General features: G+C 52.7%; 19 protein-coding genes, 3 tRNA genes and 3 pseudogenes. 11 read left to right on the top strand and 14 right to left on the bottom strand.

Going from position 1 to position 24,297, the window contains the following annotated elements:
• Positions 1-47 precede the first annotated feature (47 nt).
• Positions 48-551 (top strand): peroxiredoxin, encoded by a 504-nt coding sequence (locus L1889_RS11080; protein ID WP_238665167.1) that lies wholly within the window; start codon positions 48-50, stop codon positions 549-551.
• A gap of 49 nt (positions 552-600) precedes the next feature.
• Positions 601-2,010 carry an MFS transporter gene (locus L1889_RS11075; RefSeq protein WP_238665166.1) on the top strand — a complete coding sequence of 470 codons (1,410 nt, stop codon included), beginning with the start codon at positions 601-603 and terminating at the stop codon, positions 2,008-2,010.
• Here L1889_RS11075 and L1889_RS11070 read toward each other — a convergent pair.
• Both L1889_RS11070 and bioB read right to left on the bottom strand, forming a co-directional pair.
• The gene (locus tag L1889_RS11070; RefSeq protein WP_372871754.1) at positions 2,007-2,867 is read right to left on the bottom strand and encodes an EamA family transporter; all 861 of its coding nucleotides are present in this window, start codon (positions 2,865-2,867) and stop codon (positions 2,007-2,009) included. The genes L1889_RS11075 and L1889_RS11070 overlap by 4 nt on opposite strands.
• A pseudogene (gene bioB, locus L1889_RS11065) lies at positions 2,864-3,885 on the bottom strand (biotin synthase BioB). The gene L1889_RS11070 and the pseudogene bioB overlap by 4 nt, the downstream one beginning before the upstream one ends.
• A 319-nt stretch (positions 3,886-4,204) precedes the next feature.
• Between bioB and L1889_RS11060 the strand changes: the two are divergent.
• The 9 genes and pseudogenes from L1889_RS11060 to L1889_RS11020 all read left to right on the top strand — a co-directional run bounded on the left by L1889_RS11060 (position 4,205) and on the right by L1889_RS11020 (position 13,524).
• Positions 4,205-4,393, top strand: a complete 189-nt coding sequence (locus tag L1889_RS11060; protein ID WP_238665164.1) for a LysR family transcriptional regulator — start codon at positions 4,205-4,207, stop codon at positions 4,391-4,393.
• Entirely contained in the window at positions 4,390-5,205 is an 816-nt protein-coding gene (locus L1889_RS11055; RefSeq protein ID WP_238665163.1) for a LysR substrate-binding domain-containing protein, read from the top strand. Before L1889_RS11060 ends, L1889_RS11055 begins: the two co-directional genes overlap by 4 nt.
• Entirely contained in the window at positions 5,162-6,622 is a 1,461-nt protein-coding gene (locus L1889_RS11050) for a SidA/IucD/PvdA family monooxygenase (RefSeq protein ID WP_238665162.1), read from the top strand. The genes L1889_RS11055 and L1889_RS11050 overlap by 44 nt, the downstream gene beginning before the upstream one ends.
• Complete coding sequence (locus tag L1889_RS11045; RefSeq protein WP_238665161.1) at positions 6,619-7,593, top strand: ABC transporter permease; 975 nt, start codon at positions 6,619-6,621, stop codon at positions 7,591-7,593. The genes L1889_RS11050 and L1889_RS11045 overlap by 4 nt, the downstream gene beginning before the upstream one ends.
• Before the next feature lie 65 nt (positions 7,594-7,658).
• Positions 7,659-8,497 (top strand): annotated as a pseudogene (locus L1889_RS11040) (ABC transporter permease).
• Complete coding sequence (locus tag L1889_RS11035) at positions 8,494-9,483, top strand: ABC transporter ATP-binding protein (RefSeq protein WP_238665160.1); 990 nt, start codon at positions 8,494-8,496, stop codon at positions 9,481-9,483. The pseudogene L1889_RS11040 and the gene L1889_RS11035 overlap by 4 nt, the downstream one beginning before the upstream one ends.
• Positions 9,476-10,498 carry an ABC transporter ATP-binding protein gene (locus tag L1889_RS11030; protein WP_238665159.1) on the top strand — a complete coding sequence of 341 codons (1,023 nt, stop codon included), beginning with the start codon at positions 9,476-9,478 and terminating at the stop codon, positions 10,496-10,498. The genes L1889_RS11035 and L1889_RS11030 overlap by 8 nt, the downstream gene beginning before the upstream one ends.
• A gap of 35 nt (positions 10,499-10,533) precedes the next feature.
• Positions 10,534-12,096, top strand: coding sequence for an ABC transporter substrate-binding protein (locus tag L1889_RS11025; protein ID WP_238665158.1), 1,563 nt, complete (start codon positions 10,534-10,536; stop codon positions 12,094-12,096).
• A 147-nt stretch (positions 12,097-12,243) separates the two neighbouring features.
• Positions 12,244-13,524: an acyl-CoA thioesterase/bile acid-CoA:amino acid N-acyltransferase family protein gene (locus L1889_RS11020; protein ID WP_238665157.1), complete on the top strand. Its 1,281-nt coding sequence runs from the start codon at positions 12,244-12,246 to the stop codon at positions 13,522-13,524.
• A gap of 51 nt (positions 13,525-13,575) precedes the next feature.
• Here the strand turns inward: L1889_RS11020 and L1889_RS11015 are convergent, their stop codons facing one another.
• The 12 genes and pseudogenes from L1889_RS11015 to miaB all read right to left on the bottom strand — a co-directional run bounded on the left by L1889_RS11015 (position 13,576) and on the right by miaB (position 24,222).
• Complete coding sequence (locus L1889_RS11015; protein WP_238665156.1) at positions 13,576-14,115, bottom strand: hypothetical protein; 540 nt, start codon at positions 14,113-14,115, stop codon at positions 13,576-13,578.
• A 35-nt stretch (positions 14,116-14,150) separates the two neighbouring features.
• The gene (locus L1889_RS11010; RefSeq protein ID WP_238665155.1) at positions 14,151-15,602 is read right to left on the bottom strand and encodes a putative nucleotidyltransferase substrate binding domain-containing protein; all 1,452 of its coding nucleotides are present in this window, start codon (positions 15,600-15,602) and stop codon (positions 14,151-14,153) included.
• Between the two features lie 81 nt (positions 15,603-15,683).
• Positions 15,684-17,510 (bottom strand): sodium:solute symporter family protein, encoded by a 1,827-nt coding sequence (locus L1889_RS11005; protein ID WP_238665154.1) that lies wholly within the window; start codon positions 17,508-17,510, stop codon positions 15,684-15,686.
• A gap of 12 nt (positions 17,511-17,522) precedes the next feature.
• On the bottom strand, positions 17,523-17,780 hold the full coding sequence (locus L1889_RS11000) for a DUF4212 domain-containing protein (protein WP_238665153.1): 258 nt from the start codon (positions 17,778-17,780) through the stop codon (positions 17,523-17,525).
• Between the two features lie 435 nt (positions 17,781-18,215).
• Positions 18,216-18,292, bottom strand: a tRNA-Asp gene (locus tag L1889_RS10995).
• Between the two features lie 35 nt (positions 18,293-18,327).
• Positions 18,328-18,403: transfer RNA gene (locus tag L1889_RS10990), tRNA-Glu, on the bottom strand.
• A gap of 75 nt (positions 18,404-18,478) precedes the next feature.
• Positions 18,479-18,554: transfer RNA gene (locus L1889_RS10985), tRNA-Ala, on the bottom strand.
• A gap of 208 nt (positions 18,555-18,762) precedes the next feature.
• The gene (gene lnt, locus L1889_RS10980; RefSeq protein ID WP_238665152.1) at positions 18,763-20,394 is read right to left on the bottom strand and encodes an apolipoprotein N-acyltransferase; all 1,632 of its coding nucleotides are present in this window, start codon (positions 20,392-20,394) and stop codon (positions 18,763-18,765) included.
• Positions 20,394-21,257 (bottom strand): CorC family transporter, encoded by an 864-nt coding sequence (locus tag L1889_RS10975; RefSeq protein WP_238665151.1) that lies wholly within the window; start codon positions 21,255-21,257, stop codon positions 20,394-20,396. Before L1889_RS10975 ends, lnt begins: the two co-directional genes overlap by 1 nt.
• A gap of 59 nt (positions 21,258-21,316) precedes the next feature.
• Positions 21,317-21,808, bottom strand: coding sequence for an rRNA maturation RNase YbeY (ybeY, locus tag L1889_RS10970; RefSeq protein WP_238665150.1), 492 nt, complete (start codon positions 21,806-21,808; stop codon positions 21,317-21,319).
• Positions 21,798-22,828, bottom strand: a pseudogene (locus L1889_RS10965) (PhoH family protein). Before L1889_RS10965 ends, ybeY begins: the two are co-directional and overlap by 11 nt.
• A complete protein-coding gene (gene miaB / locus L1889_RS10960) occupies positions 22,825-24,222 on the bottom strand; it encodes a tRNA (N6-isopentenyl adenosine(37)-C2)-methylthiotransferase MiaB (protein WP_238665149.1) in 1,398 nt (465 codons plus the stop codon). Before miaB ends, L1889_RS10965 begins: the two are co-directional and overlap by 4 nt.
• Positions 24,223-24,297 lie beyond the last annotated feature (75 nt).

Below are 24,297 nucleotides of genomic sequence, written 5' to 3'. Positions count from 1 at the left end.
TATGTTGCGATGGATTTGTCGCAATATCACCTTACACCGGAGTTATTATGTCCATTAAAATTGGCGATAAAGTGCCTGATGCAACGTTGGCACAATACATTGAAACCGCTACCGACACATGTGCAGTAGGGCCCAATTCTTTTCAGGTTGCAGATCTGGTCGCAGGCAAGAAAATAGCAGTGTTTGCGGTACCGGGTGCTTTTACTCCTACATGTTCCGAGCGCCATCTGCCCGGTTTTATTACTAAAGCAGACGAGTTCAAGGCCAAAGGCGTTGACGAGATCTGGTGCGTAGCGGTCAATGACCCCTTTGTCATGGGCGCGTGGGCAAAAGATCAGAACGCTGGCGATAAAGTACGCTTATTAGCCGATGGCAGCGGCGAGTGGGTTCGCAAGCTGGGCTTGGAGTTCGATTTAAGTGCTAAAGGCCTGGGTGTGCGTTCAAAGCGATTTTCCGCCTTGCTCGATGATGGCGTTGTTAAGCAGTTGAACATCGACGAAAGTGGTGGTCTTGAAAAAAGCGATGCTGATACACTGCTAAAGCAGATCTAAGCTTCAGGCCTGCAACGCTCGGGCTCACCAAACAGTAGCACGCAAAAACATGCCGGCCTCGCGCCGGCTACTTCTATTTTTATTCAGGCAAACCATGATTGGTGCTATAGGCGCATTCTTTTCGTTGTATTTGGCAACGCTGATGTTGTTGATGGGCTCAGGCCTGTTCAACACATTTATTGGTTTGCGATTATCCGAACTCGGTATCTCCGAGATTTGGATTGGTGGCCTTATTGCTGCCTATTATTTAGGTCTTGTGTTTGGCGCCAGGGTGGGGCACCGCTTAATTATGGGGGTGGGCCATATTCGGGCCTATGCCGCCAGTGCCGCTGTCGTTACCGTCTGTGTGCTTGTGCAAATCATGGTCGACAGCATGTGGGTATGGGTAGCCTTGCGCTTTGTGGCCGGTGCCGGCATGGTTACGCAGTTCATGGGCATAGAAAGCTGGCTGAATGAACAGACGGAAAACAATAAGCGCGGGACGGTCTTTGCGTTTTATATGTTGGTCTCCAGTTTGGGAACCGTGCTGGGGCAACTGGTGCTGACCCTATTCCCCAGTATGGACTACCAGCCGCTGGTGTTTGTGGCGATCTGTTCGGTCATGAGCCTGATTCCTATTGCGCTGACGGGGCGTATGCACCCGGCGTTGCAGGTTCCGGCTCCCATTAATGCCCGCTATTACGTCGAACGTGTCCCCTTGTCCATGACAGTGCTGTTCGTAGCAGGCATGATCACAGGCGCCTTTTACGGATTAGCGCCTGTGTATGGTATACGAGTCAACCTTAGTAGCGAGCAGGTTGCTGTGTTTGTCGCATCGTCGGTCGCAGCCGGAGTGCTAGCCCAATGGCCTGTGGGGTGGCTCGCAGACCGCTTTGATCGGGTCAATATGATCCGCATTAATGCGGTATTGATCGCCTTGTTCGCAATACCGCTGTGGGGCTGGTTTGACGTAACATTCGCGATGCTACTGGTGTTTTCCGCGGTATTCGGTGTTTTGCAGTTTACCTTGTACCCCTTAGGCGCCGCCTTCGCAAATGACAACATAGACCCGGAACGGCGGGTGGGCCTAAGTGCTATCTTATACATGGTATATGGCTTGGGTGCCTGTCTGGGCCCCCTGGCAGTTGGCACGCTTATGAATCAGTTCGGTAGCCAGTTCTACTACATCTTCGTTGCGGCCTGCGGCGGATCGCTAGTGTTGCTGGTTCGTCCGCAAAAGGTATCCGGTGATCACCTGAGCGTGGATGCCCCCACCGAGTTTGTTCCTATGCCTGACAGCCTTCAGGTTTCTGCGGCATCGTCGTCTCTAGACCCCCGTATCGACATCAGCAGTGATATCTCCCATGACCCGATTACCGACGAAGACTACCTGGGAGACATTGACATCGAAGGCGGGACAGAAGCAGCTCCACCTTCGAGTGTTGAGCAAAACAGCGCCAGCGAGCTTAACAAGCCTTAACGGGGTATCAGTGCCATGATGGCACTGATTGCCAGTCCAATTCCCAGCATATTCACTTTAGAGAGTTTCTCTTTAAAGAACCCGGCTCCAACCAGGGTTCCAGCGGTAATGACGCCGATATTCATTGCTGAAAACACGAGTGTAGGGTTCTCTGGAAAATGCTGGTGAGCTTTTATGTAGTAAAAAATATTGCCGAAGTTCAGTAGCCCAAGGCCAATGCCTGAGAGCAAACTGTGGGCTGACCACTGAGTGCGCCTGGCTATAAGAAAACTCAGCATGACCAGGCCGGCTACTACGAAGGTAATTACCAGGCTGCCTGCGAATTGCGCGCCCCCTTTAGACAATTGTTTAAACAAAATATCGATTACGCCGAAGCCTAGCCATACGGCCAGCAGGAACAGAGTAGCTTGCTTGCCGTGTGAGGAGTTGTCCGAGCTGCTGCTTTTTACAGTCAGGCAAATCAGGGCCAGGATCGCCAGCGAGACGCCTATTAACTTGGTGCCACCAATGCTTTCCCCAAAAATGAGCGCTGCTGCCAATAAAGGTATGACTAAAGAGAGGCGCTGAGCTGCGTCGGCCAGTACGATGCCGGCATGTTCTACCGCGCGTGCCATGGCAATGAAAATGGTGGGTAATAAAAAACCTAGCAATATCAATAGCCAGAGTGGAGTGCCGGACTCCATCACACTCATGGGGTCGGGCCGCAGCAGCACTACACAAAGGCTGACAGCAGTGAGATAGTTCACGACAATAGCCTGGCCCACGTCAATGTGGTGTCGGCGAGCAAGCTTCAGAAAAATCGAAACGGCAACACTGCAAAAAATGCTGGCAATTAATAGATGCATGATGGAATTTATAAAGTTTCAAGTACGGCGACTGGGCCGGAGAGGAGTTGTTCCGTACGGGCGTCGAAGACAGGGGTATGTTTGGCTTTGCTGCTTTGTATACCCATTCGCTTAAACAACTGTTGATCAGCCTGAAATTGCGGATTTCCTGTTGTCAGTAATTGTTCGCCATAGAAAATGGAGTTCGCACCAGCAAGAAAGCACATGGCTTGCATGGTGTCGCTCATTGAGGAGCGGCCGGCTGAGAGCCGGACAGTAGTTTTAGGCATAGTAATACGAGCCACGGCAATGGTGCGCACGAACTCGAACTCATCCAGGGGGCATTGTCAGCCAAGGGAGTTCCTGGCACCCGAACCAGCTGATTGATAGGAACGGAGTGGGGATAGGGGCTGCGATTAGCTAATTGTGCTATCAGGGCCGCACGCTGTTCGCGTGATTCGCCTAACCCGACAATCCCTCCGCTACAGGTGCTCAAACCTGCTGCCTGGACGCGATCCAGGGTGTCAAGGCGATCCTGGTAGCTACGGGTGGTGATGATTTCACTGTAATAGTCTTCGGAAGTATCCAGATTATGATTGTAGTAATCCAGACCAGCCTGTTTTAATCGTTCGGCCTGCCCGTTTTTCAGCATACCAAGGGTGACACAGGTTTCCAGACCCAAGGCTTTTACTTCCTGCACCATGGCTATGACTTCATCAAGCTGGGCTTCGGTCGGAGAGCGCCAGGCTGCTCCCATGCAAAACCGGGTAGCACCCCCGGCCCGGGCGGCCCGGGCGGCTTCAATAACCCGTTCAAGCTCCAGCACGCGTTCTTTTTCTATACCCGTGTCGTATCTGGATGACTGGGGGCAATAGCTGCAATCTTCAGGACAACCACCCGTTTTAATAGAAAGCAGGCTAGAGAGCTGAACCTCGTTGGCAGTCTGGTGTTGTCGATGGACTTGCTGGGCCTGCCAAAGCAAGTCCATCAAGGGCTGTTGATATAAAGCGATAACCTCGGGGAGGGTCCAACGCAGTGATTGATTTGTCATAGCAGCTTCCTGTACCAGCAAAGCATTTACTATAGTGACAGGCGCTGACAGAAAAAGCGGAGATATTCCGAACGAGGCGACTGTTTTGGCGTAATTAGCATAGTTTTGGCAGAAGTTAATGGATTTCTGTCGGAATTCATGGCATTTTCAGTTAAGTTTAGTTTCAACTCCTAATTGAAACTAAAAGTTACTTAAGTGGGTTTCTCCATGGTAGAGCTTGACTCTTAATACTTTTTAGTAATAAAAATATTCATATTAAGTATTTGTAGAGGCTATGCTTCATACGTAAGAATGCAATAACTGCATACTTAATATTTTCATGGAAATTCGTCAACTTCAAGCGTTTGCTGCTGTGATGTCGACAGGCAGCATTACTGCTGCAGGCCAGGCACTAGGCCGATCGCAGCCTACCATCACGCGCCTCATACAAGAGTTTGAGGCGCAGCTTGGTTATGCCTTATTTATACGCCAGGGTCCTAAGGTGTTGCCTACCGAGCAGGGCTTTTGATTTATGACGACGTGATCAGCGCCTTAAACGGAGTGAAACGCGTCGAGCAAAAGGCGGCAGCTATTGCTGGCGACGACATTGAGCCACTCCGTATTACAGCAACCAGCGCCTTCATTTGCGGTATTGTGGCACGAAGCCTCGCGGCGCTGCCCTCGCGCAGCGACCGTACATTGTTGCGCAGCGCCGCTCCTGAGCAGGTAGTGCATGAGGTCATCAGCGGAGCCGCACATTTGGGAATCAGCAGTCTGCCTTTAGATCACAGCGGAGTAAAGCTTCACTGGATCGCCAGTGCTCCATGTGTGGTGGCCGTTCCCAGTGATTCGCCTTTGGCAGAGCAGGTATTGGTCAGTGAGCGTGACTTGAATGCTTACTTACCTATTACAATGGCAAATCCCTATCGTTTGCGACAGCGTTTGCAGGCTAGCTTGCCGGCGTGGTTTGATAGCTCTGCCCTTATTGAAACAAACTCCTCCGTGAATGCGTTGTGCGCTGTGAAAGCCGGATTGGGCGTTGCAATTCTCGAGCCGTTCACCTGCCGGGGGCTTGAGCTCAAAGGAGTGAGCATAAGGCCGCTGGATATACACATTCCATTTCATTTTGGGGTAATCACGCTTCAGGACAGACAGCTGTCCCCGATGGTGAAAACCGTTATAGAGTCTTTAAAAAAGAGGCATCGCAGGTCGCCGGCTTTCAGTGCCACAAGGTTTCTCAATATCGAGAAATTTTGCATGAGCTGCACGGCGATGCGATACCCAACAAGGTGTCACAATGAATACAGTAGTAGAAGTAGCTGCAGAAGCGGGCTTGCGTGAGCTCGAAGCTACATTACAGCGCGAGTTGCGTTACCTGGATTTGCCCGCAAAGGCCTGGATGCCTGCCCTCTGCAAGACAGAAAAGCATCATGATGTGGTAATTATAGGGGGCGGAATGGCGGGTCTTACCTTGCACGCCGCACTGGGCTTTCTGGGGGTTGGTGCTACGATTTTTGATGCCTCGCCTGCCGATCTGGAAGGGCCTTGGGGCACCACCGCCCGCATGGAGACGTTGCGTTCGCCCAAGCAGCTTACCGGGCCGGCGCTTGGCGTGCCGTCTTTAACCTTTCAGGCTTGGTATATCGCCCAGTTTGGCGATTCCGCATGGCAAGAGCTTGATAAGATCCCGCGCCTGCAATGGCTGGAGTACCTGAACTGGTACAAAAGGGCACTTGGCATAAAGGTTAGAAATCAGCACGCAGTGACCTCCATTGACGCCTCCAATGCTGACTGGGTGGCTTTGCAAATCCAGACACCGCAGGGAGACACGGAAACGCACTATGCACGTCGTGTCGTGCTTGCTACTGGCAGAGACGGTTTGGGCGGGCCCAGCGTTCCGGCGGTCGCTGATCAACTGCCTAGGAAAGTTTGGGCACATTCGTCTGACAACAACGATTACAGCCAGCTGAAGGATAAGCGGGTGGGTGTGATCGGCGGAGGCGCCTCTGCAATGGATTCAGCAGCTACCGCACTTGAAGCCGGTGCACAGCATGTGAGTCTGTTGATACGTCGGCCTGATTTCCCTCGGGTAAACAAGGGTAAAGGGGCTGGCAGCGCCGGAATGGTGCACGGTTTTTCTGCTTTGGACGATGCGTGGCGCTGGAAAATACGTCACTACATCAATACCCAGCAGGTGCCACCTCCACGCAATAGTGTGCTGCGGGTGTCCAAACATGAAAATGCAGATTTTTATCTGGGCTGCCCTTTTAGCGACATGAGCATGCGAGGCAGCGAAATTCTTGTCACTACGCCTAAAGGCGATTTTGTTTTTGATTTTGTTATTTTCTCGACCGGATTCCAGGTTGACTGGCAGGCCAGACCTGAGTTTGCGAACATTGCTCCCTATATTCGCGTCTGGGGAGATCGCTACAGGCCGTCCGATGACGAGGCTGATGCCGAACTGAAACGCCTGCCCGATCTGGGCGAGCACTTTGAGTTTCTGGAAAAAGTTCCTGGTCAGCTTCCTGGCCTGGCGAATATTCATTGCTTTGCCTATCCTGCGGTACTGTCTCACGGTACGGTCTCGGGTGATATTCCTGCGATTAGCGAGGGTGCACGTAAGTTGGCGCAAGGCATTGCCAGCCAGTTTTTTGTTTCCGATATCGATACGCACTACCAGACCTTGCTCGCTTACGCCGAGCCAGAGGTTTATGGTGATGAGTGGGTTGATGCCGGTCTGCAGAAGGAAGCGCAGTGACTTTTTGGCTAGTACGCCGTTTTTCGCAGGCGCTGGTGGTGGTATTGATGATGAGCCTGATTGTGTTCATCGGGCTACACGCCATCGGGAACCCTATTGATACCTTAATTGGGCCAGACGTCGATCAGATACAGCGAGCCCGTATCATTGAGCAACTGGGCCTGGATCAGCCTCTGTGGAAGCAATATATCGCTTTCTTGAACGGTGCCTTGCACGGTAATTTAGGCAATAGCTTCGTTTATAACATCCCTGCTGTCAGTTTAATCATTCAGCGCTTGCCAGCTACCCTCGAACTGGCTATTACCGCCTTGGTGCTGGCAGTGGTGCTGGGAGTGCCCCTGGGCCTGTGGGCGGGGCTGAAACCCGAGCACATCAGTTCCCGCCTGATAATGACGGGTAGTGTCCTGGGCTTTTCCCTTCCGACTTTTTGGGTCGGACTGATGCTTATCATGGCGTTTAGCGTGGGGCTGGGCTGGCTGCCCGCCAGTGGCCGCGGGCAAACGGTAACCGTCTTTGGCCTGCAGTGGTCGTGGCTGACCCTCGACGGCTGGCGACATCTGATATTGCCTGCCCTTAACCTGTCCTTATTCAAGATTTCACTGGTGATACGTTTGACCCGGGCGGGGGTGCGTGAAGTCTTGCCTCAAGACTTCGTCAAGTTTGCGCGGGCAAAGGGCTTGTCACCTGTACGAGTTATTGGCGTTCACGTTTTGCGTAACACGCTGATCCCGCTGGTGACTGTATTGGGCCTTGAATTAGGCTCCACCATCGCCTTTGCCGTGGTCACCGAAAGTATTTTCTCGTGGCCAGGAGCAGGGAAACTTATTCTGGATAGTATTAATGCCCTGGATCGTCCCGTCATTGTGGCCTATCTGATTGTGGTGGTCTGTATGTTTGTCACGCTCAATCTGCTGGTCGATATTGCCTATCGCATCCTGGATCCTCGTGTGCGTCTCCAGGGAGAGCAGTAATGACTGAGCAACGATACGAGCTTGCTGTCAGCCGTTCACCCTGGGCTGTTGCAGCGTCGCAGTTCATGCGCTCCCGCAGTGCGGTGTTTGGTCTGGCCCTAAGCTTGATACTGGTGTGTGTGGCTCTTTTTGCCCCGTGGCTCACCCCCAGAATCCTTACGACCTTATGCAGCTTGATGTCATGGATTCCCGCTTGCCGCCGGGTACTGAGAATGGGTTGGGATCCTTTCATTACTTGTTGGGCACCGATGGACAAGGCCGAGATATCTACTCTGGTATTTTTTATGGCTTGCGCATCAGTCTCATGGTTGGCCTGGGTTCTGCCGCGATTGCCGCTGTGCTGGGAACAAGTCTTGGCTTGCTGGCTGCCTATGCAGGTGGCCGTACCGACGCCTTCGTGATGCGCGTGGTCGATCTTATACTGTCTTTTCCCTCTATTTTGGTGGCCATGATGATTTTGGCCTATCTTGGTAAAGGGATTTCTAACGTTATTCTCACGCTGGTAATCCTGGAGTGGGCCTATTACGCGCGTACCGTGCGTGGGCAAGCTCTGGTCGAAACTCAGCGTGAATATGTGGAAGCGGCTCGCTGTCTGGGGATACCGCATTGGCGCATTATGCTGAGCCAGATTTTGCCTAACTGCATGCCACCCCTGATTGTGATTGCCACCTTGCAGGTTGCACGGGCGATTACACTCGAGGCGACCTTGAGCTTTCTTGGTTTGGGTGTGCCTATTACCGAGCCTTCCCTGGGTTTGCTTATCGCTAACGGCTTTCAGTACATGCTTTCAGGCGATTACTGGATCAGCTTCTTCCCAGGCGTGGCTTTATTGCTGACTATCGTTGCCTTGAATCTGGTGGGCGATCGACTGCGTGATGTCCTGAATCCACGAGGCCAGCTATGAGTCAGCCACCCGTACTTGAGTTAAAGAACTTACGCACCAGTTTTACCGGTGAAGATGGTAAGTCGTACCCGGCGGTCAATGACGTATCGCTTCGTCTTGAGCGTGGCCGTATATTGGGCCTGGTAGGCGAGTCCGGCTCTGGAAAGTCAGTAACCGGTTTTTCGATCATGGGTCTGATTGATCCACCCGGGCAGGTCGAAAAAGGCGAAATACGTTTCATGGGCGATGACCTGCGTACCTACACAGCCAAGCAGATGCGCGCTTTGCAGGGCAATCGCCTGGCCATGATTTTTCAAGATCCCATGATGACCTTGAACCCGGTGTTGCGCATTGATCTGCAAATGATAGAAGCCATTCGCGCTCATGAAAGCATTAGCAAGGCCAAAGCGCGGGATCGCGCCGTCACCACCCTGGGGTTAATGGGTATTCCCAGTCCCGAAGAGCGGATCAGGCAGTATCCCCATCAAATGTCAGGAGGAATGAGGCAGCGGGTTGCGATTGCAATTGCCATGCTGCACCAGCCTGACCTGATCATCGCAGACGAGCCTACAACGGCCCTGGATGTCACCATTCAGGCGCAGATTCTATCAGAAGTGCAGAAACGCGTGCGTGAGCAGGGTACGAGCTTAATCTGGATTACCCATGATCTATCTGTGGTTGCAGGGCTTGCCGACGATATTGCCGTGATGTATGCGGGCCGCATTGTTGAATTTGGCGCGGTAGACGCGGTGTTGGATCACCCAGCCCATCCTTATACTGAGGGCTTGATTGCGAGTCTGCCGGCAAACAACCAGCGTGGAGAGCGGCTCTACCAAATTCCAGGGATGACTCCCAGTTTGAAAGATATACCTGAAGGATGCGCCTTTAAGGCCCGATGCCCGTTTGCACAAGAACTCTGTGATACGCCGCCGCCCATGAGGCCATGGCGGCGGGGCGTGCAAGTGCGCTGTCATTTTCCCAGAAATGCCGAGGTGAGCGATGTCTGACTCTAAATCTCATACGCTGCTTGAGCTTAAGGCGGTGACCAAGCATTTTGGCCAAGAGCAGCGTGGTGAGCTCACTCAACGTCTAGTACGCCGCGGATTGCTGGCCGCGAAGCCGGTGGTTCGGGCTGTGGATCACGTCGATTTGCAGGTGGCCCAGGGCGAGGTGGTAGGTCTGGTCGGAGAGTCAGGCTGTGGGAAGTCGACTCTTGGGCGGATGGCGACGTTCTTGCTTGAGCCAACTCAGGGTGACGTATATTTCGAAGGCGAATCTCTGGCTGAAATGGACGCCGATACGCGCTATAAAACGCGATTGGCCGTACAGATGATTTTTCAGAATCCGCATGCAAGCTTGAATCCGCGATTACGGGTAGATCGCATCGTGGGCGATGCACTGCGTATACATAAGCTGGTTCCGGCCGCTCAGCTTGACGATAAAGTTAGCGAACTGATGCTCAAGGCAGGTTTGGATCCGTCGTTACGCAAACGTTATCCACATGAGTTCAGCGGCGGCCAGCGCCAGCGAATCGGAATCGCCCGGGCACTAGCGGTGAACCCGCGCCTTATCGTCTGTGATGAGGCCGTGGCCGCGCTTGATGTGTCAATCCAAGCGCAAATCCTGAATCTGTTCATGGATTTACGGACGGAACTCGACCTTAGTTATTTGTTTATAAGTCATGACCTTAGCGTGGTTGAGCACATTTCGGATAGAGTTGTCATCATGTATCTGGGACGGGTCATTGAATCTGCCTCGGTGCAGGACATATTCGAGCGGCCTCAGCACCCTTATACACAGGCTTTACTGGCTGAAATTCCAAGCTTGCGTATACGAAAACGTAGCTATTCTGTTATTAAGGGGGAAATGCCCAGCCCCTTGAATCCACCGTCAGGCTGTCATTTTCATCCACGTTGCCCTTTTGCGATGCCTAAATGTAGTCAAGAGTCTCCTGCACTAACTGAAGTTGCTCCGCAACATCGTAGTGCCTGTTTTTTAAATTCCAGCCACTCACATAATTAAAGCAATGCCTTGAAGCATTGTTAAGGAGTTGAGGTATGAAAAAATTTGTAGCTTCTTCGGTTGCGGCACTGATGACGTCCGTGGCCTTAGCGGCAAGCGCGCAGACGCTGACCATCGGTTTTGCCGACCCTCTATCATCATTGGACCCTCAGTTGAACAATCATGCCGGAGACCGTTCTGCCTCCCTGCATTTTTGGAATCTGCTGACCGAGAATCTTCACAATGAGCTGCAGCCAAGTCTGGCAACCAGCTGGAAGGCCATTGACGACCACACCTGGGAATTTACGCTCCGTGATGACGTCAAGTGGCAAGATGGCGAACCTTTTACGGCCGAGGATCTGGTTTTTTCGTATGAACGTGCCAAGAATGTTCCAGGCAGCGTAGCAACCTTTGCGGGTTATCTACGTACCATCGAAAGTGTCTCTGCGGCGGATGCGCACACCCTGGTGGTGAAGACGAATGTGCCTAATCCGGATCTGCCCTTAGATTTGGCCTCGGTTCATGTGGTGAGTAAGCACATCGGAGAAAAGTCTACGACCGAAGACTACAACTCAGGCGTTGCGGTGGTGGGTACAGGGGCTTACAAGCTAGTCTCTTATACACCTGGTGATCGCATTCTCATGGAGCGCAGTGACACCTATTGGGGCGAGCCGGAACCTTGGGAAAAAGTTAATTATCGCTACATAAACAATGCAGCGGCACGTACTGCCGCTTTGTTGGCGGGTGATGTCGATGTCATTGACAAAGTGTCTGTGTCTGACCTCGACCGGCTGAAGAAAGCACCTAACGTCAACGTGTTTCCCTACGATGGTCTGCGTGTGATGCTGTTGCAGCCTAGCTTTAACCCGGCTCCAAACCCCTTCATTACCGATAATAATGGAAAGGTTCTGGAAGAAAACCCCTTGCTGGACCAGCGGGTACGTAAAGCGTTGTCGATAGCGATTAACCGTGAAGCCATTGTGAGCCGTATGTTGCAAGGAGCTGCCACGGTTGCCAATCAGTGGATGCCCAAGGACACTTTCGGCTTCAATGAAAAAATTGAAGATATTCCCTACGACGTGAACGAAGCCAAGGCCTTGTTGGCGGAAGCGGGTTTTCCAGAGGGTTTTAAGCTGACCTTGCATGTTCCCAATGACCGTTATCCACAAGGGCCAGAGGTCGCCCAGGCGGTGGCGCAGTTCTGGACACGCGCTGGTGTGCAAACGAATATAGAAGTGGTGCCATGGGCGGTCTATTCCAGTCAGGCACGTAAAAATGAGTATGCCGTGACAATGCTGGCCTGGGGGAATGGTACAGGCGAGGCACGTTATGCCTTGGTAAATGTATTTGCAACTACCAATCCCAGCGAGGGGCTAGGGTCATCAAACTGGGGACGTTACAGTAACGCTCAGGTGGATGCTGCACTGGAACAGGCGACCACCGAGTTCGATTCAGAAAAACGTAGACAGATTCTCAGTGACTCGGCTACCGTTGTGATGGACGACGCTGCTGTATTCCCACTCTTTCATTACCAGAACATTTGGGCGGCCAAAAAAGGCCTGAAAGTCGGCCCATGGACTAGCGACCGTACTATTGCACAAATGGTGAAGCCAGAATAAGCCCTGGTAAGCTCGGCATGAAATCATGCTGAAAATGGCGGGTGTCTCTCAGGAACACTCGCCATTTTTTTGTCCCGGCCTAAAATAGCGATGACACCCCCATATCGATTTTATGCATACTGATGACTATGAAGCAGAGGAATTTAAATGTTAAGGCTTAATGCAGAACCGGCAGACGCGCTGATTGACGTCGAGCGTCAGATAACTGTATTTGGTGCGCAGCCTGGTGCGCAGGTTGAAATCAGTGCTACGACCGTGCGGCAAGGCGTTCGATGGGCAAGCTATGCAATTTTTGAGGCCAACGACGAGGGTGAGGTTCATGTTGGCCAGCAGGTGCCGCTTGAAGGGAGCACCTATGAAAGCGCAGATGCGATGGGGCTGATCTGGTCGCAGGTTCCGCAGGTTGATGGTGCACGTCAACTATTTAACCTATCGGTTTTTGATCCTATTGTTACGAACGTATCGGTAAGCTCTCTGGGCCAGGGGACGACCACTACCTTAACGCAGCGGCTGGCAGCGCCAGCTGTCAAGCGGCTCGATGTAGACGAGGACGGTCTGGCGGGCACCTTGTTCCTGCCTGAGGGTGAAGGTCCGCATCCGGCCATCATGGTGCTGAATGGCTCTGGGGGCGGAATCAATGAAGCTCGGGCGGCTTTATACGCTTCCCGCGGGTATGCGGCTTTGGCACTGGGCTATTTCAAAACGCCAGGGCGCCCCGACTACATCTCCAACACACATCTCGAATATTTTCAGCAAGGCCTGCAGTGGCTGCGTAAACATGTGCAACCCAGAAATGACTTTGTGGCGGTAAGCGGCCAGTCTCGTGGGGGAGAGCTGGCATTGCTCTTGGGAGCCACCTTTACACGTGAGGTCTCGGCAGTCATTGCCTATGTGCCAAGTGCCTTTGTGCATAGCGCCCAAAATGCTGCGGATCCGGCAGTAGGCCGCGAAGGCCCTACATGGCTTCTTGATGGCAAGCCGCTCGCGCATATATGGGAAAACAACCGTCATGCGTCATGGCTGCCTTTTGACGAAGGCGAGGCTCCACATCGACACGAACTGGCGATGCTGACTGCATTGGAAGACAAGGAAGCAATCGAACCTGCCCGCATACGTGTAGAAAACATCAATGGGCCGATCATCTTGCTCTCGGCAACCGACGATGGTTCATGGCCATCCAGTCTGTACTGCAAAATGATCGTAGAAAGGCTGGAAGAACACGGGTTTAAACACAATGTCGAATGGATAGACGTGCAAGACGCTGGTCATGCGGTACTGTTCCCCTATGTGCCTACGACCCAAATCGTCTATAGCCATCCGGTATCCAAAAAAGTCAGTACAGGTGGTGGAGAGGCCACCGCCAATGCCAAAGCCGATTTGCTTTCATGGCAAGGGGTATTGAGGTTTTTGGAATCCCAGAGCCTATGAGTGGGTTACGGGTTACGGGTGGTAGGGTTAAGCGTGAGGACTTGGAATTCCTTAGCCCGGAAGAGGACTCTGACATGCTGCATGAAGCATGGGGTCATCGGCTTTCATGGTTTGCCAATGGCCATTCTCCAGCTTGCCGGTGGACGTCAGGTGGGTATCGCCGAGCAGGTCGGCTCGCCTGGCCTGGTGGCAATCGAAGGCCACAGGTACCCGGCGAGTGCGCTGCCAGCGTTCGACCAGCAGCAGTTCAGTGAGGACCAGGCCGGCTTGAAGCTCGGATTGCACCCGGGTACGGGTGTCTAGTGCAATGAAACGGATGGTGACCGGGCGCAGATAAGTCCAGGGAGCCCAGGGAGAACTCCGTTCACCTTGGGCCACGACGGCCACGGCAGAGGGCAGACTGGATGTAATACGGTCAAACCACGTGTATTCGTTCCAGACGCTATAGCTGATCATGCTTGCGCCAATCGTGACGGGCAAGATCCATCGAGGTGCGGTGCGATCCCTTTTGGTGAGGCTGCGGCGAATGATGAAAACCATGCATGCCACAAGGATCCCGACCGCAGCCATTGAAAGAAGATCGATCCACATGCTTAAGTGTCCTGTCCCGGTTCTGGTTTGAAAAATCAGCGCAAGGCGCTGTAGTTATTGCTTAGGGCCGACTGCATGGTTCGCACCACGATGAAGGCATCGCGCAGATGATTGCGTTCGAAACCGGAAAGATCGCCAGGAGCCAGATAGTTGGAGGGTTCTAGCCCGTTTTTGATCATATTGGCCTGGTTCTGAAGACGCATCATGGCGATGACATCGTAGGCCTCAATCAAGTCACTGGCCCCTGACGTGGAAATTATGCCGGCTTCCTGAGCGGCTTGTAGCCGTGCTCTTGTATTGACATCAGGGATACGGCCTTGCAGGGCATGGATGCGAGCGAGGTCGGTAATAGGGGCGACGCCATTGAGCTTCATGTCAAGATGACCGCGGTGAGGGCCGGTACGCAGCGGTGAAAAACCACGGACCATACCCAAGGGCGGGGTATGCAGCAGGCTGTTGGCGATCATATGCGCCACAAATATGGAGTTCTTCGAGGCCATTTCCAGTGTTTCTGCCTGCAGGTCGCGGTGCAGGCTGCTGGTGCCGCTTATGGGGCGCAGATCAAACATGACGGAGGCCAGCATTTGAGAGGCTGGCTCGTGTGTGACGGACCAGTTATGGAAGTATTCACGCCATACGCGCACGGGTTGGCACCAGTACGGATTGGTGGCCATCATATCGCCAGGGCAGTAGATATATCCGCAGGCGTTAAGACCATCAGAAACGATGTGGGCCATTTGGGAAAAGTACAGCATGTCGTCGGAGGAAACGCTGTTGTCCAGGAACAGGCAGTTATCCTGGTCGGACACGCCGGATTGTTCCTGCCGTCCTTGGCTACCGCAGGCTAGCCACAGGTAGGGGGCGGGCGGAGCTCCTAACTGGGCCTCCGCTATTTTCAGCAGCTGACGGGTAATGGTGTCAGCAATATCGCTAATCAGCCGCGTGATGACTTCATGAGTGTGGTTGGCTCCCACCAGTTGTACAAGCAGGCTGGGAATGTGTTTGCTGATGCTGGCCATGTCGGCCACATTATCTGTCTTGGCAAGGTCGGTGAGTAGAACTGCGGCGCTGACGGCATGAAAGCGCATGATATCTGTTTGGGTGATCATGCCGACAAAGTGGCCGTGATCAACAATAGGGAGATGGCCCACCTTATTTTTCAGCATGTAATGCAAAATATCGGAGCCCAGAGCATTCGTGGGTAAAGAGGCCGGATCGGCGGTCATGACCTCATGAACCTTGGTGGAATGATCTCGCCCTTCGGCCAATACACGATGGGTCAGGTCGCGAACGGTCAGTATGCCCAGCAGTGTGCCGGTGCCTGCCTGAGTGATGGCCAGCGACGAAACCTGGTGGTCGCGCATAATACGGGCAGCCTCGGCCACCGACGTTGAGGGCGGGCAAGACAACGGCTCACGCGCAATCAGTTCAGAGACTTTCTGAGTGGAAATGTCGGCGTGGCGTGAATACGGCTGCTGGCTGTTCATAGGGCTCTTTTAACAGACGGGTGCATGAAGCACCCATCTGTGTGGTTGTTGCCGGGAAAAATACCCGACGCTGAGCTTGCCTCAATGCTGCGTGGCAGCGCCGGCTCCCCTGGGAATACGGATCGATTCAACCATATCCTGAATTTCCTGGGGTGGTTTTTCAGTGAAGGAAGAAACCACGAAGGCTACGATGAAATTTGCCAACGCTCCAATCGCGCCAATCGATAGCGGTGAAATGCCAAACATGTAATTCTCGGCAGTATCGGGCAGACTGTTAGTGCCCGGAATGAAGAACCAGCCTTTATAGATAAAGATGTACACGGCTGTAAATATCAGTCCCACCAGCATGCCGGCAATGGCGCCCTGTTTATTCACGTGTTTAAAGAAGATACCCATCATGAGTGCAGGGAAAATCGTTGCCGCAGCCAGCCCGAAGGCCAGAGCCACCACCTGGGCAGCAAAGCCTGGTGGGTTCAGGCCTAGCCAGGTAGACACGATAATGGCGAAGGTCATGGCAATACGTGCAACCATGAGCTCGTCTTTCTCGGAGATGTCAGGTTTGATGGACCCTTTGATGAGATCGTGCGAAATGGCTGATGAAATTGCCAGCAACAAGCCCGCAGCAGTCGATAGAGCAGCGGCCAGCGCCCCGGCAGCTACCAATGCAATGACCCATCCTGGTAAGCCAGCGATCTCGGGGTTGGCCAGCACCATAATATCGTTGTCGGCTTTTACCAGCTCATTGCCCATCCAGCCCTCTTCAGCAGCCAGCTTTGAAATGGGATGGTCGGCGGGAGCATTGTCGTTGTAATACTGGATCAAGCCATCACCATTTTTGTCTTCGATATCGAGCAGGCCGGTTGCTTCCCAGGTACGTATCCAGGAAAGCTCGGGCTTGCTGTCAATGTCAGCGCGCGAAATAGCGGGGCCATCGACGGCATTAGCCGTAATGGCTGAAGGCCACATGGTAGTGGTGAGGTTCAGGCGAGCCATGGAGCCGACTGCCGGTGCGACCGTATAGAGCAGAGCAATAAAGACCAGCGCCCAGCCTGCCGACGAACGCGCATCTGCCACCTTGGGTACGGTGAAAAAGCGAATGATGACGTGAGGCAGACCAGCGGTACCGATCATCAGCGATAGAGTGAACAGGAACATGTTCAGGCGATTGGTGGTGTCGGACGTATATTCCCTGAAGCCCAGTTCGGTTACGACCTGATTTAATTTTGCCAGGAAGCTAATATCGCCGCCGCTGGGCGCGTAGTTACCGATAAGGCCTAACTGGGGTAGTACGTTGCCGGTCAGGCTTAGCGAAATGAACAGGGCGGGGATCGTGTAGGCGATGATCAGGATGATGTATTGTGCGACCTGGGTGTAGGTAATCCCTTTCATGCCGCCAAACACCGCGTAAATGAACACGATAGCTGCACCGATATACAAGCCGGTGTCGGTAGATACTTCGAGAAAGCGCGAAAAGGTCACGCCCACACCGCGCATCTGCCCGATCACATAGGTGATTGAGATGACAATAAGACAGATGACGGCCAGAAGACGAGCGCCGGTGGAGTAGAAACGGTCACCGATGAACTGGGGAACCGTGAACTTGCCAAACTTGCGCAAGTAGGGCGCCAGCAACATGGCCAGCAGCACATAGCCTCCTGTCCAGCCCATTAGGTAGGCGGATTGTTCATAACCGCCGGTAGGGGCTAACGCAATAATGCCGGCCATGGAAATAAAGGAGGCTGCAGACATCCAGTCTGCAGCCGTGGCCATACCGTTTGCAATCGGGTGCACTCCCCGGCCCGCTGCATAGAATTCCGCCGTGGTGCCGGCTCGAGCCCACACCGCAATGCCAATGTATATGGCAAATGTGATGCCGACAAAAATAAGGTTCAGAGTAAATTGTTCCATGCTCTCTTCCCCTTATTCTTCAACGCCGTGTTCACGGTCGAGTTTATTCATCATCTTGGTGTAGACAAAGATGAGAATAATGAAAATGTAGATCGCCCCGTTCTGTGCCATCCAGAAGCCGAGATCGGCACCTCCTACCATGATGCCGGACAGCGCCGGGCGCAGAATAATGCCCATGCCGAAGGAGCAGATAAACCAGATCACCAGGCTGATGCCGATGACTCTCAGATTGGCTTTCCAGTAGGCACTTGAAGATGGGTTTTCCGCCATGTAGATCTCCTGATTTTAAAGTTGTTGGCGGGTGAGAGCCCGCTAAGGCACTGCCTTCTTCTTTTGCTGCAGGATGCGGTATTCATTGTGAGTAGGGAGTACTGCTGATGGGTAGAGACTGGCTCCGTTTTTTGATGGCAGGGGTGTTCTGCGCAGTGGTGCCTTCTCGTGACCGGAAAGTACCTTATTTATTTTTCAGCTTTGATGCTAAATCCACAGACTCTGGTTTGTAAAGAAGTTTGTCAGTTTCGCTAAAAATATTCTGCTTTGGCATCAGAGCAATGCGCTTTAATGACGAGCGAGTTTGCGTTTGATCATGAATGTGGATATACGGCGGCTTAAGAGAGAGGGCAGCCTGGAGGCTTATAATACAAGCGCTTGCGTAATCAGCAGACGTAAAAAAGCCCCGTAAACGGGGCTTTTTTACCGAATTCTTGGCGGAGCGGACGGGACTCGAACCCGCGACCCCCGGCGTGACAGGCCGGTATTCTAACCAACTGAACTACCGCTCCAGCAGTAGATTTTAAATCTTGCCAAAGCTAAGCTTTGGCGTCCCCACGGGGATTCGAACCCCGGTTGCCGCCGTGAAAGGGCAGTGTCCTAGGCCTCTAGACGATGGGGACAGGACTTAAACCAGTAAGCTAATAATTATAACAGTCAGTTTTTTTGATGTCAACTAATTTTTAGCATCTTTGTTTTGGTGGAGGTAAGCGGGATCGAACCGCTGACCTCTTGCATGCCATGCAAGCGCTCTCCCAGCTGAGCTATACCCCCGTTTCGATGTGCTGCTTTAAGCCGCTCATCAACAAAGAAAAGAGATTATGCACTGTATTTTGAAACTATGCAAGTCTTTTTGTGAAAACTCATCAAAAAGAGAAAAAAGGGCTGAGGCATGGGGCGGTTTTAGTATTAGCGCTATCTTAATCGCCAAGGGCGTCAGCGCCGATTTTCGTTTTGATCTACTGCAACGGACAGAATGCGATCACGCTTGAGGTTTCCTGAAACGTAGCCAAGCCCAGCCACACAAAAGCAAAGACAGCACAATAATAGGCAAATTGCCCCAACGTACATACGCGGTAAGCCCTGTAGCGCCTTGAACTTCGACATCAAGTACCCCCAACTGGTTGGCGGGCAGAACGCCCAGCACTTTACCTCTGTGGTCAATGGCTGCGGTCATGCCAGTATTCGTGGCCCTAAGCATGGGTCTTGCTGTCTCGATAGCGCGAAAACGTGATATTTGCAGATGCTGTCGCAAGGCCCAGGAGTCACCGAACCAAGCTAAATTGCTGACATTGATGAGCATCGTTGCACCAGGTCCTTGTGTGCTGTTGGGCAACACGGCACGTACGATTTCTTCGCCAAAAACATCTTCGTAGCATACATTCGGAGCAATATACTGACCGGCTAAATCAAAGTTCTGCTGACGATGTTCGCCGCGATGAAAGTCTCCGAGGGGAATTTGCATGGCATCAACAAACCATTTAAAACCATATGGAACAAATTCGCCAAAGGGAACCAGGTGAGACTTGTCGTAGCGGTGTTCTAGCTGCAGATTAATAATCTGCTCAGGAGTGGATTTGCCGTCGATGGCAATGACACTATTTGTATATTGGGGGCTTGCGGTGCCGCTTTCCAGCGGAGCGCCAAGCAATAGTTGGGCATTTTGATTTTTTGCGATGTCTATCCACTGCTGCCAGACTTCCGGAGCGATGCGGTTTTGCAGTAATGGCACTACGGTTTCAGGCAACACAATCAGACTCGGCTCAGAGCCTGCCTCTTTGGCAGGAAGAGCGCTAAGTTCCTGATAGATTTGGATGCCTGCGCTAAGATGCTCTGGATCAAATTTCAGCGATTGGCTGACATTTCCCTGCACCAGGCGGACAATAATGGGGTCTCCGTGCGCATCAGCCCATTTGATATTACTAAAGGCAATGCCAGCAATGCCAAGCACTACAGCACAGCCCATGGCAGCGGCGCTAAGTCCATTTTCGCGTTGCTCGGTATTGATCGCAAACAGGCTTATTGAGCCCACGCTAAATGCGGCGCACCAGGCCACGGCATAGGCGCCGAACAAGGGCGCCCATCCTGCGAACATGCCGTCAACGTGCGCATATGCAATATTTAACCACGGAAAGCCTGTGAACAGGGTACCGCGTAGCCATTCGCTGAGAGTCCATACTGAAGCAATAACGGCAGCCCCCAGTATTTGTTCCTGCCAGTTAAGGTATTTGGCGCGAGGCAGCAAATAACGAATCAGCAGGACCGCAGCAATAATAAAAGCGGATAAAGCCATGGCCATGAGAACCACGGCAGAGGCGGCAAGCACTGATGGCATCAGACCATACACATGCATGCTGATGTAAAGCCAATACACGCCCACCGTAAAATTGCCAATACCAAAGCAAAATGCCGTCAGGCTGGCCTGCTTTTGGGATGATGCTGTAAGCGCGCTACCGATAAAAATCGCCAGCGCCACCAATTGTAAAAATGGCAGTGCAAAGGCGGGCAGGGGGCCGGGCGCAAAACTTAGTGCGTGGACGGCTCCCACAAAAACCAGCAGAAAGTTAAGAGTCCCGCGCGGTAGCGTATTGCTGACTGATTCGGTAGCGGCCATCAGTTATTGTGGGAAGACAGTTCAGGGGTGTCGCGCTGTACATGCAGCCATAATGCGCGTTTTGCATCGGCACGAACCACGGTCACTACCATGCCCTGACGGGTAACCGTGTCGCCGCGACGTGGAATGTGGCCCAGTTCATAGGCTAGCCATCCCCCGATCGTGTCATATTCGTCGTCGGGAAGCGCTGTACCAAAGGCCTCGTTGAAGTCGGCTATTTCGGTGACTGCCATGACGCGCCAGCCATTATTGCCGGCCTGGAAAATGGTTTGCTCTTCATCCTCGTCGTATTCATCTTCGATATCACCTACGATCTGCTCGAGTACGTCTTCCATGGTGATTAGCCCGGCTGTTCCACCGTGCTCGTCAATGACAATAGCAATGTGGTTGCGGCTGCTGCGGAATTCGTGCAGCAGAACATTCAAGCGCTTGGTTTCGGGAATAAAAACAGCGGGACGGACGAGAGGCCGGAGATCGATGGTGGGATTGGCAATGGATAACAGCAGATCTTTGGCCAATAAAATGCCGACGATATTGTCGCGGTCGTCTTCATAAACCGGAAAGCGGGAGCGGCCGGTTTCTACAATGGTAGGCAGGAGTTCGGCCAAAGGCCTGGTGATATCGAGAATATCGATTTTGGAACGCGGCACCATGATGTCAGCAACCGTTTTGCTGGCGACATCAAGAGCGCCGAAAACCATGCTGTAGGCTTCGGTATCAATTACACCGCGTTCGTGTGCCCCTTGCAGGATGGCTTTAATATCTTCGCGATCTTCGGGCTCAGGGCGTCGTTTGAAAATTTCGCCTAAGCGTGAAAATCGTTTCTTTCGAGGCTCGGGTTCTATAGAGTTGGAATCTGACATGTCCAGTGGACGAAGAGTAGAAACATTTAGCATAACCGAAAACACGGATGCTTAATGCTCTATTTCGTGAGGTAAGGGTTAGGGATATTCATTAACTGAAGAATTTCTGTTTCAAGTTCTTCCATGTCTTCAGCATCATCAGGATCGATGTGGTCATAGCCTAAGGCATGCAGCACGCCATGGATGGTGAGGTGCGCAGCATGGTGCAGAAATGGTTTTTCCTGTTCCAGCGCTTCATGCTCAAGTACGGCGCAGCACACGATGATATCTGCACTAATGACACTGTTCTCGTCGATGCCATACTCGAAGGTCAGTACGTTGGTTGGTGCATCTTTATGGCGATATTGCTTATTGAGCGCCTGAACTTCATCGGTATCTGCAAAGCGCACGGTGAGTTCGAGCTGCTGATAAGGCAGGTCTTGATCTGCTTCCGAATAAACCTTGGCAACACCATCTATGGCGTGCTGCACCCACGACTGTACTTTTCCCCGAGGTAGCTGTGCTTCGCAGTCAGCGGCATACTGAATGGTTAAATGCAGTTCAGGATTCATTTTGGTGTTTCTCGTACGCGTCGATAATACGCCCCACCAAGGGGTGGCGTACCACATCCTTGCTGGTCAGACGGCTAATGCCGATGCCTGGAATGTTATCGAGTACCGACAGGGAATGTTCAAGACCGCTGCGTTGCCCCTTTGGCAGGTCGACTTGGGTCGGGTCGCCTGTAATAACTGCCTTGCTGCCGAAACCAATGCGCGTGAGCAGCATTTTCATTTGCTCGACCGTAGTGTTCTGGGCTTCGTCCAGAATAACAAAGCTATGATTTAATGTGCGTCCCCGCATGTAGGCAAGAGGAGCTATTTCGATGGTCTGCTTTTCGAACAGTCGCTGAACCTTCTCGTAACCCATTAAATCGTAAAGAGCATCATATAGAGGACGAAGATATGGATCGATTTTTGGGCCAGGTCGCCAGGCAGGAAGCCCAGCCGTTCGCCTGCCTCCACAGCAGGCCGTGTCAGCACGATGCGTTGTACTGCTTCGCGCTCAAGAGCATCAATTGCACACGCCACTGCCAGAAAGGTTTTTCCGGTGCCCGCCGGGCCCACTCCGAAGCTGATGTCGTGGCTTAATATTTGGCTCATATAGTCGCGCTGATGCGGTGTGCGCGGACGTAAGTCACGCCGGCCTGTACGCAGCGTAAGCTCGCCCTCGTTAAGCACTGGCGCCACCGGGACAACAGCCTGCTTTGATGGCTTAGAAGGTTTAGCAGATTGCCTCTGTCTATGGGTGTGAGCTTCGCTTCTGGCCTTGAGTTCAACCAGTCCAAGCTGCACATCGTCGATGCTCAAGGCTATATGTACAGCGCGGTCGTGAAACCACTGCACAGCGGTAGCGGCGAGGTCGGCTTCGGGGCCCTCAAGAGTGACATGATTGCCTCGCCTTTTTAGCTCTACCTCAAAGGCGTTCTCAATCTGGCGCAAGTTTTCATCAAGGGGGCCGCAGAGGTTGGCAAGGTTGGTATTGTCGCCCTCAAGGTGAACGGTTCGAATTTGGGTAGACTCGGCACTGGTCATAGGGAAGGTGCAGTCGTACTTTCAGCGGTAACTATTTCGCCGCGCAAGGTGTTGGTGAGAGCCTGGGTAATGCGCACAGTGACCATTTGCCCGATTAGCCTGGAGTTGGCCGGGAAGTTCACGATCCGATTGTTCTCGGTACGGCCCATTAGCTCGCTGTCATCGCGTCGGGACAGACGTTCAATAAGTACCTGTTGTTCAGTTCCAACCATTGACTCGCTGATGGCATTGGCCTGTTCGTTTATCAGCGCCTGTAAACGGTGCAGGCGCTCGAACTTGGTTTCTTTGCTGGTGTCATCGTGCAAGTCTGCTGCAGGCGTGCCAGGGCGACGCGAGTACACAAAGGAGAATGAGGTATCGAAACCCACATCACGGATGAGTTGCATGGTTTTTTCGAATTCAGCTTCAGTTTCGCCCGGAAAGCCCACAATAAAGTCTGAAGAGAGTGTCATGCCGGGGCGAGCTGCCCGCAGACGTCTGACAATTGATTTGAACTCTAGCGACGTGTAGCCCCGTTTCATGGCATTCAGAACGTTGTCGCTGCCCGCTTGTACAGGCAAGTGCAGGAAAGGAACCAGCTTTGGCAGCTTGCCGTGCGCTTCAATGAGACGAGTGGTCATCTCTTTGGGATGCGAGGTGGTATAACGAATTCGCTCTATGCCTGGTATTTCATGTACATATTCGAGCAACATGGCAAAATCGGCAATTTCGCTGCTATCGCTCATGGGGCCCCGGTAGGCGTTTACATTTTGGCCCAGAAGCGTGATTTCTTTGACGCCCTGATCCGCGAGGTCGGCAACTTCAATCAGTACATCGTCGAAAGGACGGGAGATCTCTATGCCGCGGGTGTAGGGCACCACACAGAAACTGCAGTATTTGCTGCAGCCTTCCATGATTGATACATAGGCGGTGGGCCCATCGACACGGGCGGGAGGGAGGTTGTCGAATTTTTCGATCTCTGGAAAGCTGATGTCAACCTGGGCTTTTCCGCTATCGCGACGTTTGGATATCAAGTCGGGCAGGCGATGCAGCGTTTGCGGGCCAAACACTATGTCCACAAAAGGTGCACGCTCAACAATGGCTTTACCTTCCTGGCTAGCCACGCAGCCACCTACCCCGATGACCAGATTGGGATTTAACTGTTTTAAATGCCGGACTCGTCCCAGATCGGAAAATACTTTTTCCTGTGCTTTTTCGCGCACTGAACAGGTATTGAACAGAATGATATCGGCGTCGTCCGGTGTAGCCGTCAATTCGATAGGGCCGCCTTCGTTGAGCACATCGGCCATTTTGTCCGAATCATATTCGTTCATTTGGCAGCCAAAAGTACGAATAAATAATTTGCGAACCGGGCGTTCGTCGCTGGGAGTACGGGAGATTGAAGTTTCTTGCATAGGACCGCCGTTACGGGTGTAGACCCCGCGGGCTAAAAATTGAAAGGATTGATTATAACGTTTCTATCGGGCTTG

This window comes from Paenalcaligenes niemegkensis (genome assembly GCF_022230885.1).
GTDB lineage: Bacteria > Pseudomonadota > Gammaproteobacteria > Burkholderiales > Burkholderiaceae_B > Paenalcaligenes > Paenalcaligenes niemegkensis.
The sequence above is the reverse complement of the archived record's forward strand: the minus strand, read 5'-3'. Positions and strand labels throughout refer to the sequence as shown.

Coding starts and splice junctions, on each gene's coding strand:
- L1889_RS11080 (WP_238665167.1), top strand. CDS start 48: ATGTCCATTAAAATTGGCGATAAAGTGCCTGATGCAACGTTGGCACAA.
- L1889_RS11075 (WP_238665166.1), top strand. CDS start 601: ATGCCGGCCTCGCGCCGGCTACTTCTATTTTTATTCAGGCAAACCATG.
- L1889_RS11060 (WP_238665164.1), top strand. CDS start 4,205: ATGGAAATTCGTCAACTTCAAGCGTTTGCTGCTGTGATGTCGACAGGC.
- L1889_RS11050 (WP_238665162.1), top strand. CDS start 5,162: ATGAATACAGTAGTAGAAGTAGCTGCAGAAGCGGGCTTGCGTGAGCTC.
- L1889_RS11035 (WP_238665160.1), top strand. CDS start 8,494: ATGAGTCAGCCACCCGTACTTGAGTTAAAGAACTTACGCACCAGTTTT.
- L1889_RS11030 (WP_238665159.1), top strand. CDS start 9,476: ATGTCTGACTCTAAATCTCATACGCTGCTTGAGCTTAAGGCGGTGACC.
- L1889_RS11025 (WP_238665158.1), top strand. CDS start 10,534: ATGAAAAAATTTGTAGCTTCTTCGGTTGCGGCACTGATGACGTCCGTG.
- L1889_RS11020 (WP_238665157.1), top strand. CDS start 12,244: ATGTTAAGGCTTAATGCAGAACCGGCAGACGCGCTGATTGACGTCGAG.
- L1889_RS11015 (WP_238665156.1), bottom strand. CDS start 14,115: ATGTGGATCGATCTTCTTTCAATGGCTGCGGTCGGGATCCTTGTGGCA.
- L1889_RS11010 (WP_238665155.1), bottom strand. CDS start 15,602: ATGAACAGCCAGCAGCCGTATTCACGCCACGCCGACATTTCCACTCAG.
- L1889_RS11005 (WP_238665154.1), bottom strand. CDS start 17,510: ATGGAACAATTTACTCTGAACCTTATTTTTGTCGGCATCACATTTGCC.
- L1889_RS11000 (WP_238665153.1), bottom strand. CDS start 17,780: ATGGCGGAAAACCCATCTTCAAGTGCCTACTGGAAAGCCAATCTGAGA.
- lnt (WP_238665152.1), bottom strand. CDS start 20,394: ATGGCCGCTACCGAATCAGTCAGCAATACGCTACCGCGCGGGACTCTT.
- L1889_RS10975 (WP_238665151.1), bottom strand. CDS start 21,257: ATGTCAGATTCCAACTCTATAGAACCCGAGCCTCGAAAGAAACGATTT.
- ybeY (WP_238665150.1), bottom strand. CDS start 21,808: ATGAATCCTGAACTGCATTTAACCATTCAGTATGCCGCTGACTGCGAA.
- miaB (WP_238665149.1), bottom strand. CDS start 24,222: ATGCAAGAAACTTCAATCTCCCGTACTCCCAGCGACGAACGCCCGGTT.